Below are 17,302 nucleotides of genomic sequence, written 5' to 3'. Positions count from 1 at the left end.
ACCCGAAACCCAAGAGAGCAGCAGACACGGATGAGACGCGCCAAGATCGTGGCCACACTCGGCCCGGCAACCGACGACTACGAGATGATCCGCGCGATCATCGACGCGGGAGTCGACGTCACCCGCTTCAACCTCAGCCACGGCGACTACTCGGAGCACGAGCAGCGCTTTGCGAACGTGCGGAAGGCCGCTGACGACGCAGGGCGGGCCGTCGCGATCCTCGTCGACCTGCAGGGTCCGAAGATCCGCCTCGGCAAGTTCGCCGCGGGCCCCCACGATCTCGCCGTCGGCGACATCTTCAAGATCACGATCGAAGACATTCCGGGGACGAAGGAGATCGTCTCGACGACCTTCAAAGGCCTGCCTGCCGACGTCAAGGCGGGGGACCACCTCCTCATCGACGACGGCAAGGTGCGCGTCAAGGTCCTCGAGACCGACGGCGTCGTCGTGACGACCGAGGTCGTCGTCGGCGGACCCGTGTCGAACAACAAGGGCATCAACCTGCCCGGCGTCGCGGTGAGCGTCCCGGCGCTGTCGGACAAGGACGAGGCCGACCTCCGCTGGGGTCTGCGCGCAGGCGCCGACCTCATCGCGCTGTCGTTCGTCCGCGACGCGAAGGATGTCCAGCGCGTTCACGTCATCATGGCGGAGGAGGGACGCCGCGTCCCCGTCATCGCCAAGATCGAGAAGCCGCAGGCCGTCGACAACCTCGAAGAGATCATCGACGCGTTCGACGGGATCATGGTCGCCCGCGGCGACCTCGGGGTCGAGCTGCCGCTCGAGGCCGTCCCGATCGTGCAGAAGCGCGCCGTCGAGCTGTGCCGTCGCATGGCCAAGCCCGTCATCGTCGCGACGCAGATGCTCGAGTCGATGATCGAGAACCCCGTCCCGACGCGTGCAGAGACGTCGGACGTCGCGAACGCGGTCCTCGACGGCGCGGACGCCGTCATGCTCTCGGGCGAGACCAGCGTCGGCAAGTACCCCGTCGGCGTCGTCTCGACGATGGCCCGCATCATCGAGTCGACGGAGGACCACGGCCTCGAGCGCATCGCGCCGCTCACGACGAAGCCCCGCACGCAGGGCGGCGCCATCACGCTGGCCGCCATGGAGGTCGCAGACTTCGTCGATGCCAAGCTCCTGTGCATCTTCACCGAGTCGGGTGACACGGCACGGCGGATGTCGCGCCTGCGTCCCCGCATCCCCATGCTCGCCTTCGCGGCGGAGCCCGCGATCCGTCGTCGCATGGCGATCACGTGGGGTGTGCAGTCCACGCTCGTCGAGCATGTCGAGCACACGGACCGCATGTTCATCCAGGTGGACGACTATCTCCTGTCGAACGACCTCGCGAAGGTCGGCGACAAGGTCGTCGTCATCTCGGGGTCGCCTCCCGGAATCATCGGCTCGACGAACGACATCCGCATCCACAAGGTGGGAGACGCCGTGCACGGCGCGGCGCCCATCTACCGCCAGTAGCGGGGGCCCTGTCGCCCGAACGGTCGCGCTCCTAGACTGAGCGCGACCGTTCGCCGTCTCTCTTCCTGATCTTCGTTCCCTTCCTGACGGCGCTCGTGTACCTCATCGCGCGCAGGAGCGGCATCGCGGCGCCCTCCAACGCGTCGCGGGCGAGGGCACCGGAGGAGGACTCCTACCGGCCTGTGGCGTCGTCGAGCCCCGCAGAGGACATCGCTCGCGCGAAGACGCTGCTGGATGCAGGAACGATCTCCCAGGGCGAGTTCGACGCGCTCAAGAGCAAGGCTCTCGGCAACCAGTACTTCGGGGCGTAGACGCGCGAGTCGACGGATGCCGCGGCCCCCGGCATCCGGATGCCATGTCGTGCCGGTGGTGGGAGTCGAACCCACACGCCCTTGCGGGCAACCGAGTTTGAGTCGGTCGCGTCTGCCATTCCGCCACACCGGCCGGCGACTCCGTCGTCGGGTCGCCATCCACTATCTCACGCCCGATCGGCTCCGACGCTGCGCGTCCGTCCGCCATTGCGGCCACACCGGCGCGGGAGCGATTCTCCCAGCGTGTTCGCGAACGGCCATACCGTAGGATTCAAAGGTGACTGAGCAGGAACAGAGCACCGGGTCCGCAGCATCCGCACCGCGTCGCGTCGTCGTCGCTGAGGACGAGTCGCTCATCCGGCTCGACATCGTCGAGATCCTCCGCGACAACGGGTACGACGTCGTCGGCGAGGCGGGAGACGGCGAGACCGCCGTGCAGCTCGCGACCGAGTTGCGCCCCGACCTCGTGATCATGGACGTCAAGATGCCGCAGCTCGACGGCATCTCGGCGGCAGAGCGTCTGAGCAAGAACCACATCGCGCCCGTCGTGCTGCTGACCGCCTTCAGCCAGAAGGAGCTCGTCGAGCGCGCGAGCGAGGCCGGAGCCCTCGCGTACGTCGTGAAGCCCTTCACGCCCAACGACCTGCTCCCCGCGATCGAGATCGCCCTCGCCCGCTACGAGCAGATCATCACGCTCGAGGCCGAGGTCGCCGACATGGTCGAGCGCTTCGAGACGCGCAAGCTCGTCGACCGCGCGAAGGGCCTGCTCAACGAGAAGATGGGGCTGTCCGAGCCCGAGGCGTTCCGCTGGATCCAGAAGGCGTCGATGGACCGCCGCCTCACGATGCAGGATGTCGCGAAGGCCATCATCGAGCAGCTGGCGCCCAAGAAGGCCTGACGCCGGCACGCGACGCAGGGGGACGCCGCGGCATCCCCCTCTCATGAGCGCGCCGGCAGATCCTTGATCATGTTCGTGATGCGGATCGTCGAGCAGCGGCGGCCGTGATCGTCGGTCACGACGATCTCGTGCACCGTCATCGACCGGCCCAGATGGATCGGCGTGCAGACGCCCGTCACGACGCCGGACGTGGCGGATCGCGTGTGCGTCGCGTTGATGTCGACGCCCACCGCGAGCCTCCCGGGGCCTGCGTGCAGGTTCGCCGCCATCGAGCCGAGCGATTCGCCGAGGACGACGTACGCGCCGCCGTGCATGAGTCCGACGGGCTGCGTGTTGCCCTCGACGGGCATCGTCGCGACGCAGCGCTCGATGGAGAACTCGGAGAACTCCATTCCCATCTTCTCGGCGAGAGCACCCATGCCGCGACGCGTGGCCCACTCGAGTCCGTTGACGTCTGCGGCGGCGTGGTCGGTCATGTCGTGCCTTCGGGAGTGCGGTCGGATGGTGCGTCCGAAGCCCTGGCTAGGCTGTCAGGGTGACGGACTCCGCAAAGCCTACCCTCCTGGTCGTCGACGGCCATTCGCTCGCCTATCGGGCGTTCTACGCCCTGCCTGTCGACAACTTCACGACCAAGGACGGGCAGCACACGAACGGCATCTACGGGTTCCTCGCGATGCTCATCAACCTCATCAAGGCGGAGCGTCCCACCCATCTCGCCGTCGCATTCGACACGTCGCGGCAGTCCTTCCGCACGCGCGAGTACGCCGAGTACAAGGCGAACCGCTCCGAGACGCCCGCCGAGTTCAGGGGCCAGATCCCGCTCCTGCAGGACTGCCTGTCCGCCATGAGCATCACGGTGCTGCAGAAGGAGGACATCGAAGCGGACGACATCCTCGCGACGCTTGCGACGCAGGGCGCGGAGCAGGGGTTCGATGTGCTCGTGTGCTCGGGAGACCGCGACACGATCCAGCTCGTGAACGACGACGTCACGCTGCTCTATCCGAACGTGCAGGGGGTCTCTCAGCTCAAGCGCTATGACCGCGACGCCGTCGTCGAGCGGTATGGGGTCCTGCCGGAGCAGTATCCCGACATCGCCGCGCTCGTCGGAGAGACCAGCGACAACCTTCCCGGCGTCCCGAAGGTCGGGGAGAAGACCGCCGTCAAGTGGCTCACGCAGTTCGGGTCGCTCGACGAGCTGCTCGACAACGCCGACAAGGTGACGGGCGTCGTGGGCGGCAACCTGCGGGCGCACCTCGACGACGTCCGCCGCAACCGCGCGCTCAACCAGCTCCTGCGAGACGTCGAGCTTCCCGTCGGTCCCGCCGATCTGGAGGTCCAGCCGATCGACGCGCAGGCCGTGCGCGACATCTTCGCGCGGCTCGAGTTCAAGACGCTCATCCCGCGCGTCGCCGAACTCGCGGGCATCGAGCAGCAGATGGCCGCCGTGACCTCGGCGGCGGCCGCGCTCGCCCCCGTGCCGACCGAGCTGGAGGCGGCACCGCTCGCCGCCTGGGCCGCCGACGCGACGGGCGAGGTCGGCGTCACCGTGACGATGGAGGGCGGGTCGCCCCGCCGCATCGGGCTCGCGACCTCCGACTCGGCGGTGGAGGCGATGTGGAGCGACGAGGTCGCGGCATCCCTCGCAGCATGGCTCGGGTCCGACGCGCCCAAGGTGCTCAGCGACGCGAAGCCGCAGATCAAGGCGCTGCGGCGGGCGGGAGTGCGCGTGGGCGGCCTCGCGTTCGACACGATCGTCGCCGGATGGCTGCTGCGTCCGAGCTTCCCCGACAAGACGCTCGCGGACCTCGTCGACAGGTATCTCGACGAGAAGCTGCCCGAGGCCGACCCGACCCAGCTCGTCCCCGAGACCGAGGGCGCGACGCCGGCGCAGCTGTCGTGGTACACGCTGCGGGTGGCCGACGCCCTGCGCGCCGAGCTTCCCGAGAGCGTCGCGACGGTGCTCTCCGAGATCGAGCTGCCGACGCTCCTGACCCTCGCCGACATGGAGCTCGCGGGCGTCGCCGTCTCGCACGCGAAGCTCTCGGCGTTCTCGGGCGAACTCGGGGAGCGTGCCGATGCGATCGCGCTGCAGGCATACGCCGCCATCGGACGCGAGGTCAACCTCGGCTCGCCGAAGCAGCTGCAGGAAGTCCTGTTCGACGAGCTGCAGCTGCCGAAGACCCGCAAGACGAAGACGGGCTACTCGACGGATGCCGCGGTCCTCGCCGATCTGCAGGAGACGGCTCCGCATCCGTTCCTCGATCTGCTCCTCCAGCACCGTGAGGCGACGAAGCTCCGGCAGATCATAGAGTCGCTCGACACCGCGATCGCGCAGGACGGCCGCATCCGCACGACCTATGTGCAGACGGGGAGCCAGACGGGTCGCCTCTCGAGCACCGACCCGAACCTGCAGAACATCCCGGTGCGCACGGAGGAGAGCCGACGCATCCGCGCGGCGTTCGAAGTGGGCGATGGGTACGACACGCTCCTGACGGCCGACTACTCGCAGATCGAAATGCGCATCATGGCGCATCTGTCGGAGGACCCCGGTCTCATCGAGGCGTTCAACTCGGGGGAGGACACGCACCGCTTCGTCGGCGCACGCGTCTTCGGCGTCGCGCCCCAGGACGTCGACTCGCAGATGCGCACGAAGGTCAAGGCCATGTCGTACGGCCTCGTCTACGGGCTGTCCGCCTTCGGCCTGTCGAAGCAGCTGCGGATCGACCAGTCCGAGGCGAAGGAGCTCATGACGGAGTACTTCCGCCGTTTCGGCGCCGTGCGCGACTACCTGCGCTCGTCGGTCGAGCAGGCGCGCATCGACGGCTACACCGAGACGATCTTCGGCCGGCGGCGCCCGTTCCCCGATCTGGCGAGCCCCAACCGCGTGCTCCGGGAGAACGCCGAGCGCGCCGCTCTCAACGCACCGATCCAGGGCAGCGCCGCAGACATCATGAAGATCGCGCTGTTCCACATCCACGACGACTTCTCGGCGAACGGGCTGCGTTCGCGCGTGCTCATGCAGATCCACGACGAGCTCGTCGTCGAGGTCGCCGCGGGGGAGTGGGACGCGGCGGAGCGCATCGTCCGCGCGCGCATGGGCGATGCGGCGAGCCTCTCCGTGCCGCTCGACGTGCAGATCGGCCGGGGCCGCGACTGGAACGAGGCGGGGCACTGATCCGCGTTTGGTCCGCGTCGGACGCGATGCCTAGTCTCGAATCATGACTGACGCACAACGCACACCCACGCCGATCGACACGATCGCCGACGCGTGGGTCGACACCGTCGCCGAGCTGGACCCGGGGCTCGCGACGTACATCGGCCGGTTCGAGTACAACGACCGATTCGGCGACCACTCGCCCGAAGGTCACGAGCGATTCGCGGAGGAGGCACGTGCGACGCTTGCCGCACTGGATGCCGCGTCCCCCGTGGACGCGATCGACGAGGTCACGAAGCTCGACCTCTCGGGCGAGCTTCGGCTCGCACTCGAGCTGCACGACGCCCGTTGGCACCTGCGCGATCTCAACGTCATCGCGTCGCCCGCGCAGGACATCCGGTCGGTCTTCGACCTCATGCCGAAGGCGACGACCGACGACTGGGCCGTCGTCTCGCAACGCCTGAAGGCACTGCCGAGGGCGATCGACGGCTACATCGCGACACTTCGCACGGGCGCGGCGGACGGCATCGTGCCCGCGCGCCGCCAGGTCGCCGAAGTCGTGACGCAGATCGCGCGGTACACGGCCGACAACGGCTTCTTCGCGCAGTTCGTCCGTGAGGCGGCTCCCTCCGACGGTCAGCTGCCCGCATCCCTGGCCCGTGACCTCACCGACAGGGCCAACGCGGCCCGTGTCGCGTACGACCGGCTCGCGGGGTTCCTCGCGTCCGACCTCGCGCCGTCGGCCGCGCAGGACGACGCCGTCGGCCGCGAGCTGTACGCACTGCATTCGCGCCGCTTCCTGGGCGCGACGATCGACCTCGACGAGACGTACGAATGGGGGATCGAGGAGCTCGCGCGCATGGTCGCGGAGCAGGAGGCGGTCGCGGACGAGATCCTCCCAGGCTCCTCCGTCGAGGAGGCCGTCGCCTTCCTCGAGGAGGACGACAGCCGCAAGCTCCACGGCACGGACGAGCTCCAGCGCTGGATGCAGCAGACCAGCGATCGTGCGATCGAGGAGCTCGGCCGCACGCATTTCGACATCCCCGAGCCGATCCGGCGGCTCGAATGCATGATCGCGCCGACGAAGGAAGGCGGCATCTACTACACGGGCCCGACGGACGACTTCTCCCGCCCGGGTCGCATGTGGTGGTCGGTGCCCGAGGGCGTCGAGTCGTTCGACACGTGGCGCGAGCTGACGACCGTGTACCACGAGGGCGTGCCCGGGCATCACCTGCAGATCGCCCAGGCCGTCCACAACAGGGCCGAGCTGAACTCCTGGCGGCGGCTGCTCGCAGGGTCGTCGGGCCACGGAGAGGGCTGGGCGCTGTACGCCGAGCGGCTCATGGAGCAGCTCGGGTACCTGGCCGATCCTGCCGACCGTCTCGGCATGCTCGACGGACAGCGCATGCGCGCAGCCCGCGTCGTGCTCGACATCGGCGTGCACCTCGGCAAGACGCGTCCCGACGGGGAGGGGACGTGGGATGCCGCGTTCGCGCTCGATTTCATGCGCCAAAACGTCAACATGTCGGACGAGTTCGTGAAGTTCGAAGTGAACAGGTACCTCGGCTGGCCGGGTCAGGCTCCGTCGTACAAGGTCGGGCAGCGCATCTGGGAGCAGCTGCGCGACGACGTCGAGGCCGTGGAGGGCGACCGGTTCTCGATCAAGCGGTTCCACAAGCGCGCGCTCGACATCGGCGGTGTCGGGCTCGACACGCTGAGGTCGGCCCTGGTCGGCTGACGATCACTCCTCGTCGGCGCCGGGGTCGCGCGACAGCAGTCGCACGACCTCGGCGTCGCTCGTCTGCGTGAAGTCGTCGTAGAACTGGCCGACCGCCCAGAAGTCACGTGCCGCGGCGACGCAGACGTAGTCGTCCGCTGCCGCGGCATCCGGTCTCCAGCGCTCGGGAGCGACCGGCGTCGCGAGGACGATCCGCGCCGCGCCCCTGGCGCGCACGGCGCGGCACGCCGCCGTCGCCGTCGCACCCGTCGCGATGCCGTCGTCGACCACGATCGCCGTGCGACCCGCGACGGCGGGAGACGCCCGGAACAGTCCTTCTCGTCGTTCGAGCTCGGCGCGCTCAAGATCCTCGACGACCGCAAGCTGCTCAGGGGTCACCCGCGACGCGCGCACGGCGGCCGGATCCACGACTCGCACGCCGTCCGCGATCGCACCGACGGCGAACTCCTCCTGCTCCGGCGCCCCGAGCTTGCGAACGACCGCGACGCCCAGAGGAAGGCCGAGCTCGCTCGCCACGACGGCTGCCACCACGACTCCGCCGCGGGGGATGCCGAGGACGACGGCATCCGTGCCCCGCCACACCTCCAGGGCGGCCGCGAGCCTGTTCCCCGCGTCGACCCTGTCCGCGAAGATGGCCATGACGTCACGGTACGCCGCACGTCGACGACGGGGAATGTCCTCCTCCGCACCGAGGTTGCATGCGCATGAATGGAAGGAATCCACATGACCGAGAGCCTCGCGGACGTCCAGCTCGGACTCGACACCTTCGGCGACGTCACGCGGCGTGCCGACGGCGTGCTGTCGAGCCACGCCGAGACCATCCGCAACGTCGTGGATCAGGCCGTCCTCGCGGACGAGGTCGGCCTCTCCTTCTTCGGAGTGGGGGAGCACCATCGCCCGGAGTTCGCCGTCTCCAGCCCTGAGATCGTCCTGGCCGCAGCCGCCGCCCGCACGAGGAGCATCCACCTCGGCACGGCCGTGACGGTGCTCTCGAGCGACGATCCCGTGCGCGTCTACGAGCGATTCGCGACGCTCGACGCCGTCTCGCGCGGTCGCGCCGAGGTCATCCTGGGGCGCGGCTCGTTCATCGAGTCGTTCCCGCTGTTCGGGTACGACCTCCGCGACTACGAGACGCTGTTCGATGAGAAGCTCGACCTGTTCTCGGAGCTGCTCACCGAGAAGCCCGTCACCTGGCGGGGGACGCTGCGGGCGCCGCTCGAGAACGCGGACGTCTTCCCGAAGACGGAGAACGGGCTGAAGGCGTGGGTCGGGGTCGGCGGAACGCCGGAGTCCGTCGTGCGCGCCGCCCGCTACGGATACGGGCTCATGCTCGCGATCATCGGCGGTCCCTCCGCGCGCTTCCGCCCGTTCGTCGAGCTCTATCACCGTTCCCTCGCGAGTTTCGAGCGCGAGGCGCTCCCGGTCGGGGTGCACTCGCCCGGGCACGTGGCCGACACCGACCAGCAGGCGTGGGACGAGGCGTACGAAGGATTCGAGGCGATGAACAACTCGATCGGACGCGAGCGCGGCTGGCCGCCGTACAGCCGCGGGCGGTTCCAGCACGACGTCGGCCCCGAGGGAGCGCTGTACGTCGGCTCGCCTGAGACGGTCGCCCGCAAGATCGCCGGCACCGTGCGCACGCTGGGCATCGCCCGCTTCGACCTCAAGTTCTCGACGGGCACGCTCCCGCACGAGAAGATGATGCGCTCGATCGAGCTGTACGGCACGAAGGTCGCGCCGCTCGTACGCGAGCTGCTCGCGGAGGGCTGACGCGCAGGGGCGCGGCATCCCTACGATGAACGCATGACGGATGCCGCGCCCGCCGCCGCAACCGACGCCTCAGTGTCGGAGCGGCTCGACCGACTGCCGTTCACACGCGAGCACGCGCGGGTCCTGACCGGTTCGGGACTCGGCTGGGCACTCGACGCGATGGACGTCGGCCTCATCTCGTTCATCATCGCGGCGCTGGCCGCCCAGTGGTCGCTCGCGCCCTCGCAGACCGCGTGGATCGCCTCGATCGGGTTCATCGGCATGGCGATCGGCGCGACCGTGGGAGGGCTGCTGGCCGACAGGTTCGGGCGCCGGCAGGTGTTCGCGCTCACCCTCGTCGTGTACGGGCTCGCGACCGGCGCGAGTGCGCTCGTCGGCGGGCTCGCGGTGCTGCTCGTCCTGCGCTTCCTTGTCGGGCTCGGCCTCGGAGCAGAGCTTCCCGTCGCGTCGACGTACGTCAGCGAGTTCGCGCCCGCGCGCATCCGCGGCCGGCTCATCGTCATCCTCGAGGCCTTCTGGGCCGTCGGGTGGACGGCGGCCGCGCTCATCGGCTACTTCGTGATCCCTTCGTCGGAGAGCGGATGGCGCTGGGCGTTCGCCCTCGGCGCGGTTCCCGCGGTGTACGCGCTCATCGTGCGCTGGGGTCTGCCCGAGTCGGCACGCTGGCTCGAGCGCCGCGGACGGCGCGAGGAGGCCGACGGCGTCGTTCGCGTGTTCGAGAAGTCGGCCTCGATCGAGTCTGTGCCGGGATGGAAGCGGACCGCGTCGCCCGTCGAGCCGGCCGTCGCGACGACGGCCGGCGCGCGTCTGGCGGCGCTGTGGGCGAGCGAGTTCCGCGTGCGCACGCTGTGCCTGTGGATCGTGTGGTTCTGCGTCAACTTCGCGTACTACGGCGCGTTCATCTGGATCCCCTCGATCCTCGTGGCGCAGGGCTACGACCTCGTGCGGTCGTTCCAGTTCACGCTCATCATCACCCTCGCGCAGCTTCCGGGGTACGCCGTCGCTGCGTGGCTCATCGAGGTGTGGGGCAGGCGCACGACGCTGTCGGTTTTCCTCCTCGGCTCGGCGGTGTCGGCCGTCCTGTTCGGCACCGCGGCGGGCCCCGGGGCCATCATCGCGACCGGCATGGCCCTCTCGTTCTTCAACCTCGGCGCGTGGGGCGCCCTCTACGCGGTGACGCCGGAGCTGTACCCGACCTCGCTGCGCGCGACGGGATCCGGCTGGGCGGCCGGTGTGGGGCGCATCGCGTCGATCGTCGCTCCGCTCTCGGTGGGGCCGCTCGTCGTCGCGGGAGGAGCCCCGCTGCTGTTCGTCGTGTTCGCCGCGTTCTTCCTCGTCGCCGCGGCCAGCGCGTGGGGGCTCGTCGACCAGCGCGGTCGCGCCCTCGACGACCGCTGATGCGCGTGGCCTGGTCGTAGGCTGTCGCAGTGGCAGCGGTGCGATATGTGGCGATCGGCGACTCCTTCACGGAAGGCGTCGGCGACGAGCTTCCCGACGGCCGCGTGCGCGGCTGGGCGGATCTCGTCGCCCAGGGCTGGGCCGATGCGACGGGCGAGACCATCGAGTATGCGAATCTGGCGATCCGCGGCAAGCTCGTGTGGCCCATCGTCGAGCAGCAGCTGGAGCCTGCGCTCGCACTCGGGCCGACGCATCTGTCGTTCAACGGCGGCGGCAACGACATGCTGAGGCCCCGGACATCGCTCGCACACGTCGTCGAGGCGTTCGACAGGGTCATCGCGCGCTGCGACGAGGAGGGCGTTCAGCTCATCCTGCTCTCGGGCGCGAACCCCGCTCAGATACCCCTGAGCAGCGTCGTGCAGCGCCGCGGCGACCTGCTCTCGGCCGGCGTCGTCGCGCGCATCGCAGACCGCCCCGACATCCTGCGCGCCCTCAACTGGCCCGACCGCGAACTGTCGACGCCGGGCTACTGGTCGGAGGACCGCCTCCACATGAACGCGCGCGGACATCACCGCGTCGCCGCGCGTGTGCTGTCGTCCCTCGGTCTCGAGCCGCCGGCCGCGTGGTGGTCGCTGCCGCCGATCGCGGATGCCGCCCGCCCCCGCGGTGCGGCCTATTACCGCGACCATGTGGGACCGTGGGTGCGGCGGCGGCTCACGGGCACGTCGTCCGGCGACGACCGCGTCGCGAAGCACCCCGACTGGGTCGACGTCGCACCGCTGGGGTCCTGACGGGCTCGACGGGCGTGCCGTCGCGCGCGCCGCTATCTGTTCAGGTCGCGATCGGCCCCACCGAGTACGTCAGCTCGGCGAACGGGCCGCCCTGACGGACCGACTCGAGCTTCAACCGGTCGGCCCCGAGCGTTCGCGGCAGCAGAGGCTTTCCTCCGCGCAGCGTCGCGGGCGCGACCGACACGCGGATCTCGTCGAGCAGTCCGGCATCGGCGAACTGCCCCGCGAGATCGCCGCCACTGACGACCCACACGTCGCGCCCGCCCGCCGCGTCGCGGATCGCGGGCCAGTGGTGGGCGACGGGTCCGGATGCGAACCGCAGATCGGCGCCGGGCACGGCCGGCAGCGAACGCGTCGTGAAGACCCACGTCGGGCGATCGCCGTAGTAGCCGGGCCACTTCTCCGGGTGGGCGATGAGATCTTCGTGCGCGACGACCCACTCGTACGTCGACGAGCCCTGCACGAGGACTCCGACACCGTCGAGGAACCTGGTGAAGCCGTCTCCGCCGTCGTCTGCTCCCGGCACCGCGAAGAGCCAGTCGAGCGAGTCGTCGGCGTCGGCGAGGAAGCCGTTGAGCGTCGTAGCCGTGTAGAAGATCACGCGAGGCATGACGCCCACGCTAGCCACGGCATCCGACACGTGCGTCGTATTCGACCGAGCGGTATTTTACTGAGTGGTTGAATACACGCGGCGTTGTCGAAGACGGCCGCGTGGTCGAGAAGGACCGCGACGACTTCTCCGACGAGCAGGTGGCCGCGACGATCGCGGGCTGCAACGCCTTCATCGACGACATCGCTCGCGAGCTGCAGCGTCTGCAGGACGCGTGAACTCGAACGGATGCCGCGGCATCGCGACCGCGCGCGAACGACGCCTCAGCGCACGTCGCGCGCGCGACGCGGGCGATCGAGGCCCAGCAGGGCACGCGTCTTCCTGCGCTCGATGACGATGAAGATCCAGCCCAGCACCCAGAACGGCACCTGCGTCAGGAAGGCGAGGCGGAACGCTTCGAGGCTGTAGGTCGACGGAGTCCCCGCGCCCTGAAGATCGAGCGCGACGCCGATGAGGAAGATCGCGAGCAGTCCCGCGAGGAAGCCGCCCGAGTTCGTGATGCCGGTCGCCGTGCTGAGGCGATGGCTCGGGTTGTGCGTGCGTGCATGGTCGAACGCGATCATGGATGCCGGGCCCCCTGTCGCGAGGGCCAGCGCGAGAGCGAGCAGCAGCCACAGCGGCGCGGGCTCGGGCCAGGCGATCACGACGAGCCACACGATGACCTGCACGGCGATCGTGGGGAGCACGAGAGCCCTCGACCGCAGATGCGGGACGCGGCCCGACAGCGCACCCATCACCGGCCCCAGCACCATGCCGCCGACGACGAACAGCAGCATGATCGACGAGGCCTCCGCGCGGGTGCGCCCTTCGCCCGCCGTGAGGAACGGCATGCCCCACAGCATGACGAACGCCGTGCCGGCGAAGGGGGTCGTGAAGTGCGACCAGAACGCGAGGCGCGTGCCAGGGTGCGCCCACGCCGCCCGGATGCCGACGCGTGTGTCGACCGCCGACGTCACGACGCGGATCGTGCCCGTGTCGGTGTCGACCGAGACATCGGCATCCCGGTCCGGCGGATGGTTGCGGACGAGGAGGGCGACGAGGATCGCGAACAGGATGCCGAGCCCCGCGACGCTGCCGAACGCGATCGACCACGACGTCGCGTGCAGGAGCGCCGCGAGCGGGACGATCGCCAGGATCTGGCCGCTCTGGCCGACGAGACCCGTGAGCTGCACCATGACGGGTGCGCGCTGTGCGGGAAACCACGTCGCGATCAGGCGCAGCACGCTCGGGAAGACTGCGGCGTCTCCCGCACCCAGCAGCATCCGCGCCGCGATCGCGACGCCGACGTTGGGGGAGAGGGCCATGACGAGCTGCCCGACGGCCATCAGCACCATGCCGATCGTGATGATGGGCCGCGCTCCGTGCCGGTCGAGGAGGAGCCCGACCGGGATCTGCATCGCGCCGTACACGCCGAGCTGGAGAACGGCGAACATCGACAGAGTCGAGGCATCCGCCATGAACCTCTCGGCCGCGTCGACGCCGACCGCCGACAGCGACGTGCGGTTCGTCACGGCGAGGACGTAGGCCGCGACGCTCACTCCCCAGATCAGCCACGCCCGCCACGAGGGCGCGGAGGTGAGGGGAGCGGCGGTCACGGCCCTCCCAGCCTATGCCCGCCGGTTGGCGCGCCGGCTCAGCTCTCCGGGTCGTACTGGAAGGCGCGCAGCTCCTGTGCGCAGCGGCATGCGGCCGCGATCTTCGCCGCCCATTCGACCGCCGCTTCGTACGACGGCAGCTCGAGCACCGTGTAGCCGCCTTCGATCTGCCGCGTCTGGGGGTAGGTCCCCGCGGTCGCGGTGCCGTCGGCGTCCACGAGGACGGGTGGGACGCTCTCGTCGATGCCGCCGCCGAACACCCACACGCCGGCATCCTTGGCCTCTCGCACGACGGCGTGCGAAGCATCCACGACCGCCTGGAAGTCCCCTTCGGGGATCACCATCGCGCCGCTCGGGAATGAGATCAGGTATTTCGTCATGGGTTGAGCCCTCTCGGATGCCTCGATGCATCCATACTCACCCCGACCGGCTCCCACCGCACCACCCGGATAATGGGCAGGTGGAGTCGTGGGAGATGCGCGAGTGGTTCGCGGAGTATCTCGACGCGTGCAACCGCCACGATCTCGACGCGATCCGCTCGTTCGTCGCCCCCGCGGTGCGTCGCGCGCACCTGCCCAGCGGAGCCGATGCGTGGATCGACGACAAGGCCGACCTCTTCCGCGCGTTCCCAGATTGGCGCTGGCGACGGATCCAGCTCGTCGTCGAAGACGACCGCATTGCGGCTCACGTCCGTGGGAGCGGCACGCACCTCGGCAACTACCGCGGTGTCGCGGCGACCCGGCGACACGTCAACATCGCTCAGTTCGCGATGTATCGCGTCGCGGCCGGGCGGATCGCCGAGTTCTCGGGCTCGGGGTATGACGCGGAGCTGCTGGCGCAGCTCGCAGCGCCGGAATGGTAGGGCGGTCAGAAGTCGAGCACGCCGTCGCGGGCGTCCGAGGCCGGCGGAATCGCGAGCCAGGCGGCGCGCACGGCGCCGAGAGCCTGCTCGAGATCGAGCCCGCCGACCGCGTCCACGAACGTCTTCGCCGCGCGCTGAACCTCCTCGGCATGCACCTTGCCGAGGGCGACGCGGGTGCCGCGCGTCCGGCTGCTCTCGATCAGGTCGTCCGATTCGAGCATCGTGTACGCCTTCGCGACCGTGCCCGGTGCGACGCGGAGGTCGGCGGCGAGCTGACGGATCGATGGCAATCGCTGACCGCCTGCGAGGCCTCCCGAGCGGATGAGGTCGGCGAGCTGGCTCCGGATCTGCTCGAACGGGACGACGGCGCTTCCCGGGTCGAGAGCGATCACGGCGCGACCGCCTCGACGCGATGCGGAGAGGTGCGGTCGACCGCGAGGTCCGGCAGCGTGAGCGCCCACAGCAGAGCGAGAGTCAGGCCGACGACGCTGCCGATCAGCATGAGCACGCCGGCCCATCCGAAGAACACCCCCGTGTTGCTCCAGACGAGGAGGCCGCTGTTGTAGGCCGCGTTCCGGAGCGTCAGTCCCGATTGGACCGCGACCCCGCCGAACTGCAGCAGAACCGCAGCCGCGCTGATCGCGACGATGATGCGATTCGTCGCACGACGCCATCCCGCATCGACCTCGGCGAGGTCGGAGTCGGGGAGTGCGGGCGTCGAGCTGACCCGCCAGAGCGCGACGAATGTCGCCGCCGTCAGGATCGCCGTGGCGACGAGGAGCGGGATGCCGTAGAACCAGCCTGCGTAGGGAGTGCTCACCGAGCCGACGTCGCCGACCTGGAACGCGATCGCCCGGTAGCGCCCCGAGTCGTCGGGACTCGAGGTGAAGCCGGTGAAGAGCACGAAGGCGGTCTGAGCGACGACGAGGATAGCCAAGAGGATCGCACCCGCTCGAGGGAGGTACGAGACGGGCGTGCGCGGTGTCAAGGATGCGTCGCGAACGCGGTCGGCCTCGACGACCGCGGCGCGAGGCGGGATCGCGGCATAGAGAAGCAGACCCGCAGTGGCGCCGACTGCGGGCGACAGCAGGAAGGGAAGACCCAGAAGCGCGGGGAGCGAGTACGAGGCGACGAAGGCTGCGACGATCGCGACGGCGGCGGCAATCACAGCGAGTGTCGCGCGTCGCCTGGCAGCCGAGAGGAGAGCCCGAACCGGTGGGGGCACCGTCTCGTCGCCCTGCGGGCGTCGCCGCGCGACTATCCAGACGATGACGACAGCCAGCACGACCGCGAGCACGTACCCGACCAACGCGACTCCCGCCACAGCGGCCTCCTGTATCGCTCAGTTGATACATGATGTTGCCTGGTGTACCAACCTGTCAATACACGAATCGGGGAGATCCGTCAGCGATGGGGCGTCGGGCAGAATCAGACGGTGGCTTCGACCTTCACACGCTCGTCGGAGTGCTGAGTTGACGCAGCGACTTCTCCACGTGTGATCATGAGCGCATGACGAAGCTCAGAGTGCATAACATCGCCGTGTCGCTGGACGGGTTCGCGACGGGGGAGGGGCAGTCACTCGAGACGCCGTTCGGTCACGCCGGCCAGAGGCTGATGGACTGGTTCTTCCCGACGCACGCCTTCGTCGACGCGCTGGGACACGCCGCGGAGTCGAAGGGAACCGGCACGCGCGGCGTCGATGATGCCTTCGCCGCGGCATCCTGGCAGGGAATCGGAGCCGAGATCATGGGCCGACGCAAGTTCGGACCACAGCAGGGGCCGTGGGAGGACGAGTCCTGGCGAGGCTGGTGGGGAGAGGAGCCGCCCTTCCGCACGCCCGTCGTCGTACTCACCCACCACGCGCGCCCCGACATCACGGTGGGCGAGACGACCTTCCTGTTCCGCGAGCTCTCGCCCGCGGACGCCCTTGCGTTGGCATCCCATCACGCCGGCGGGCTCGACGTGCGCCTGGGCGGAGGCCCCACCGTCGTGCGCGAGTTCCTCGACGCGGATCTCGTGGATCATCTGCACATCGTCGTGGTCCCGATCATCCTGGGGCGGGGCGTGCGGCTGTGGGACGGCCTCGAGAGCCTCGAGACCCGCTTCGACATCGAGGTGACCGCGTCACCCTCCGGCGTCGTGCACTACGTGTGGACGCGGAGCGCAGGCAACCGCGACAGCGTGCGCGACTAGCACTCCGGTCACATCATCGGATGTGCTGGATGCCGAGCTGAAGACGCCGCAGCTGATACCGCGCGGGGTGGAGCCGCGGTGCCTGGAGGTCGAGGCCCGCGTCTGCGGCGATCCACTCGACCACGTCATCTGTGGTTCGGCGATCCGTGTCGACATGGGTCGCGTACCGGTCCTGGGCCAGTGCCGCGACGCAGGTCGGAATCTGACTCATCGCCCAGGTCTCAAGCCGGAGACCTGAACGGAGGAAGGCGATTCGAGTGCTCAGCCGCTTGCGGAGGGTTTCGGGGCTGGCAAGGAGCGCGTAGTGGCGCACATCGAGGCCGCGCGAGCGCAGGCCGCCGACGATCTCATCGAAGTTCGGGATCGGCCACATGCGCGCCGACGAGCCGACGCTGCAGCTCGAACGCCGTGTGAGTCTTACCGGCACCGAACGCGCCGTTGATCCAGATGAGCACAACATCGAAGCATAAGGGGAGCAGGGCTCCGCCTCGTCGAGGGATCGGATCAGC

The 17,302-nt window shown here is 69.4% G+C and carries 19 protein-coding genes and 1 tRNA gene; 10 read left to right on the top strand and 10 right to left on the bottom strand.

What is annotated here, in order from left to right; all coding sequences use genetic code 11:
- The first annotated feature begins 30 nt into the window (after nucleotides 1-30).
- On the top strand, nucleotides 31-1,473 hold the full coding sequence (gene pyk / locus FHS08_RS13855; protein ID WP_167040364.1) for a pyruvate kinase: 1,443 nt from the start codon (nucleotides 31-33) through the stop codon (nucleotides 1,471-1,473).
- A gap of 95 nt (nucleotides 1,474-1,568) precedes the next feature.
- Complete coding sequence (locus FHS08_RS13850) at nucleotides 1,569-1,784, top strand: hypothetical protein (protein WP_208382565.1); 216 nt, start codon at nucleotides 1,569-1,571, stop codon at nucleotides 1,782-1,784.
- A gap of 50 nt (nucleotides 1,785-1,834) precedes the next feature.
- Here the strand turns inward: FHS08_RS13850 and FHS08_RS13845 are convergent.
- Nucleotides 1,835-1,917 (bottom strand) — tRNA-Leu (locus FHS08_RS13845).
- 144 nt (nucleotides 1,918-2,061) lie between these two features.
- Between FHS08_RS13845 and FHS08_RS13840 the strand changes: the two genes are divergently transcribed.
- Nucleotides 2,062-2,682 carry a response regulator gene (locus FHS08_RS13840; RefSeq protein WP_167040362.1) on the top strand — a complete coding sequence of 207 codons (621 nt, stop codon included), beginning with the start codon at nucleotides 2,062-2,064 and terminating at the stop codon, nucleotides 2,680-2,682.
- A gap of 41 nt (nucleotides 2,683-2,723) precedes the next feature.
- Here the strand turns inward: FHS08_RS13840 and FHS08_RS13835 are convergent, their stop codons facing one another.
- Nucleotides 2,724-3,158: a hotdog fold thioesterase gene (locus FHS08_RS13835; RefSeq protein ID WP_167040360.1), complete on the bottom strand. Its 435-nt coding sequence runs from the start codon at nucleotides 3,156-3,158 to the stop codon at nucleotides 2,724-2,726.
- A 59-nt stretch (nucleotides 3,159-3,217) separates the two neighbouring features.
- Between FHS08_RS13835 and polA the strand changes: the two genes are divergently transcribed.
- Both polA and FHS08_RS13825 read left to right on the top strand, forming a co-directional pair.
- Entirely contained in the window at nucleotides 3,218-5,857 is a 2,640-nt protein-coding gene (gene polA, locus FHS08_RS13830; RefSeq protein ID WP_167040358.1) for a DNA polymerase I, read from the top strand.
- 43 nt (nucleotides 5,858-5,900) lie between these two features.
- A complete protein-coding gene (locus tag FHS08_RS13825) occupies nucleotides 5,901-7,574 on the top strand; it encodes a DUF885 domain-containing protein (protein WP_167040356.1) in 1,674 nt (557 codons plus the stop codon).
- 3 nt (nucleotides 7,575-7,577) lie between these two features.
- On the opposite strand, the gene FHS08_RS13820 is transcribed toward FHS08_RS13825, so the two are convergent.
- Complete coding sequence (locus FHS08_RS13820) at nucleotides 7,578-8,213, bottom strand: phosphoribosyltransferase (protein ID WP_167040354.1); 636 nt, start codon at nucleotides 8,211-8,213, stop codon at nucleotides 7,578-7,580.
- Nucleotides 8,214-8,297: 84 nt separating this feature from the next.
- On the opposite strand from FHS08_RS13820, the gene FHS08_RS13815 reads away from it, so the two are divergent.
- From FHS08_RS13815 to FHS08_RS13805, 3 genes are read left to right on the top strand one after another with little or no spacing between them, the layout of a single operon-like run.
- Nucleotides 8,298-9,344, top strand: coding sequence for an LLM class flavin-dependent oxidoreductase (locus FHS08_RS13815; protein WP_167040352.1), 1,047 nt, complete (start codon nucleotides 8,298-8,300; stop codon nucleotides 9,342-9,344).
- 33 nt (nucleotides 9,345-9,377) lie between these two features.
- Complete coding sequence (locus FHS08_RS13810) at nucleotides 9,378-10,742, top strand: MFS transporter (protein ID WP_167040350.1); 1,365 nt, start codon at nucleotides 9,378-9,380, stop codon at nucleotides 10,740-10,742.
- 29 nt (nucleotides 10,743-10,771) lie between these two features.
- Nucleotides 10,772-11,533 (top strand): GDSL-type esterase/lipase family protein, encoded by a 762-nt coding sequence (locus FHS08_RS13805; protein ID WP_170283174.1) that lies wholly within the window; start codon nucleotides 10,772-10,774, stop codon nucleotides 11,531-11,533.
- Between the two features lie 40 nt (nucleotides 11,534-11,573).
- On the opposite strand, the gene FHS08_RS13800 is transcribed toward FHS08_RS13805, so the two are convergent.
- From FHS08_RS13800 to FHS08_RS13785, 3 genes are all read right to left on the bottom strand, one after another.
- Nucleotides 11,574-12,143: a dihydrofolate reductase family protein gene (locus FHS08_RS13800; RefSeq protein ID WP_167040348.1), complete on the bottom strand. Its 570-nt coding sequence runs from the start codon at nucleotides 12,141-12,143 to the stop codon at nucleotides 11,574-11,576.
- Between the two features lie 263 nt (nucleotides 12,144-12,406).
- Complete coding sequence (locus FHS08_RS13790; RefSeq protein ID WP_167040346.1) at nucleotides 12,407-13,738, bottom strand: MFS transporter; 1,332 nt, start codon at nucleotides 13,736-13,738, stop codon at nucleotides 12,407-12,409.
- 38 nt (nucleotides 13,739-13,776) lie between these two features.
- Nucleotides 13,777-14,118: a YciI family protein gene (locus FHS08_RS13785; RefSeq protein ID WP_167040344.1), complete on the bottom strand. Its 342-nt coding sequence runs from the start codon at nucleotides 14,116-14,118 to the stop codon at nucleotides 13,777-13,779.
- A gap of 80 nt (nucleotides 14,119-14,198) precedes the next feature.
- Between FHS08_RS13785 and FHS08_RS13780 the strand changes: the two genes are divergently transcribed.
- On the top strand, nucleotides 14,199-14,600 hold the full coding sequence (locus FHS08_RS13780) for an ester cyclase (RefSeq protein ID WP_167040342.1): 402 nt from the start codon (nucleotides 14,199-14,201) through the stop codon (nucleotides 14,598-14,600).
- Nucleotides 14,601-14,605: 5 nt separating this feature from the next.
- On the opposite strand, the gene FHS08_RS13775 is transcribed toward FHS08_RS13780, so the two are convergent.
- Nucleotides 14,606-14,992, bottom strand: coding sequence for a GntR family transcriptional regulator (locus FHS08_RS13775; protein ID WP_167040340.1), 387 nt, complete (start codon nucleotides 14,990-14,992; stop codon nucleotides 14,606-14,608).
- Nucleotides 14,989-15,924, bottom strand: a complete 936-nt coding sequence (locus FHS08_RS16990) for a hypothetical protein (RefSeq protein ID WP_167040338.1) — start codon at nucleotides 15,922-15,924, stop codon at nucleotides 14,989-14,991. Before FHS08_RS16990 ends, FHS08_RS13775 begins: the two co-directional genes overlap by 4 nt.
- 185 nt (nucleotides 15,925-16,109) lie before the next feature.
- On the opposite strand from FHS08_RS16990, the gene FHS08_RS13765 reads away from it, so the two are divergent.
- On the top strand, nucleotides 16,110-16,793 hold the full coding sequence (locus FHS08_RS13765; protein ID WP_167040335.1) for a dihydrofolate reductase family protein: 684 nt from the start codon (nucleotides 16,110-16,112) through the stop codon (nucleotides 16,791-16,793).
- Between the two features lie 13 nt (nucleotides 16,794-16,806).
- Here the strand turns inward: FHS08_RS13765 and FHS08_RS16985 are convergent, their stop codons facing one another.
- Entirely contained in the window at nucleotides 16,807-17,004 is a 198-nt protein-coding gene (locus tag FHS08_RS16985) for a hypothetical protein (RefSeq protein WP_243847526.1), read from the bottom strand.
- A 136-nt stretch (nucleotides 17,005-17,140) separates the two neighbouring features.
- Nucleotides 17,141-17,248, bottom strand: coding sequence for an AAA family ATPase (locus tag FHS08_RS16980; RefSeq protein WP_243847525.1), 108 nt, complete (start codon nucleotides 17,246-17,248; stop codon nucleotides 17,141-17,143).
- Nucleotides 17,249-17,302: the final 54 nt, after the last annotated feature.

Origin of the sequence: Microbacterium ulmi (assembly GCF_011759705.1) — a bacterium.
In the GTDB taxonomy this organism is placed as follows: Bacteria; Actinomycetota; Actinomycetes; order Actinomycetales; family Microbacteriaceae; genus Microbacterium; species Microbacterium ulmi.
Note: the sequence above shows the minus strand (reverse complement) of the source record. Positions and strands in the feature narration are given on the sequence as shown.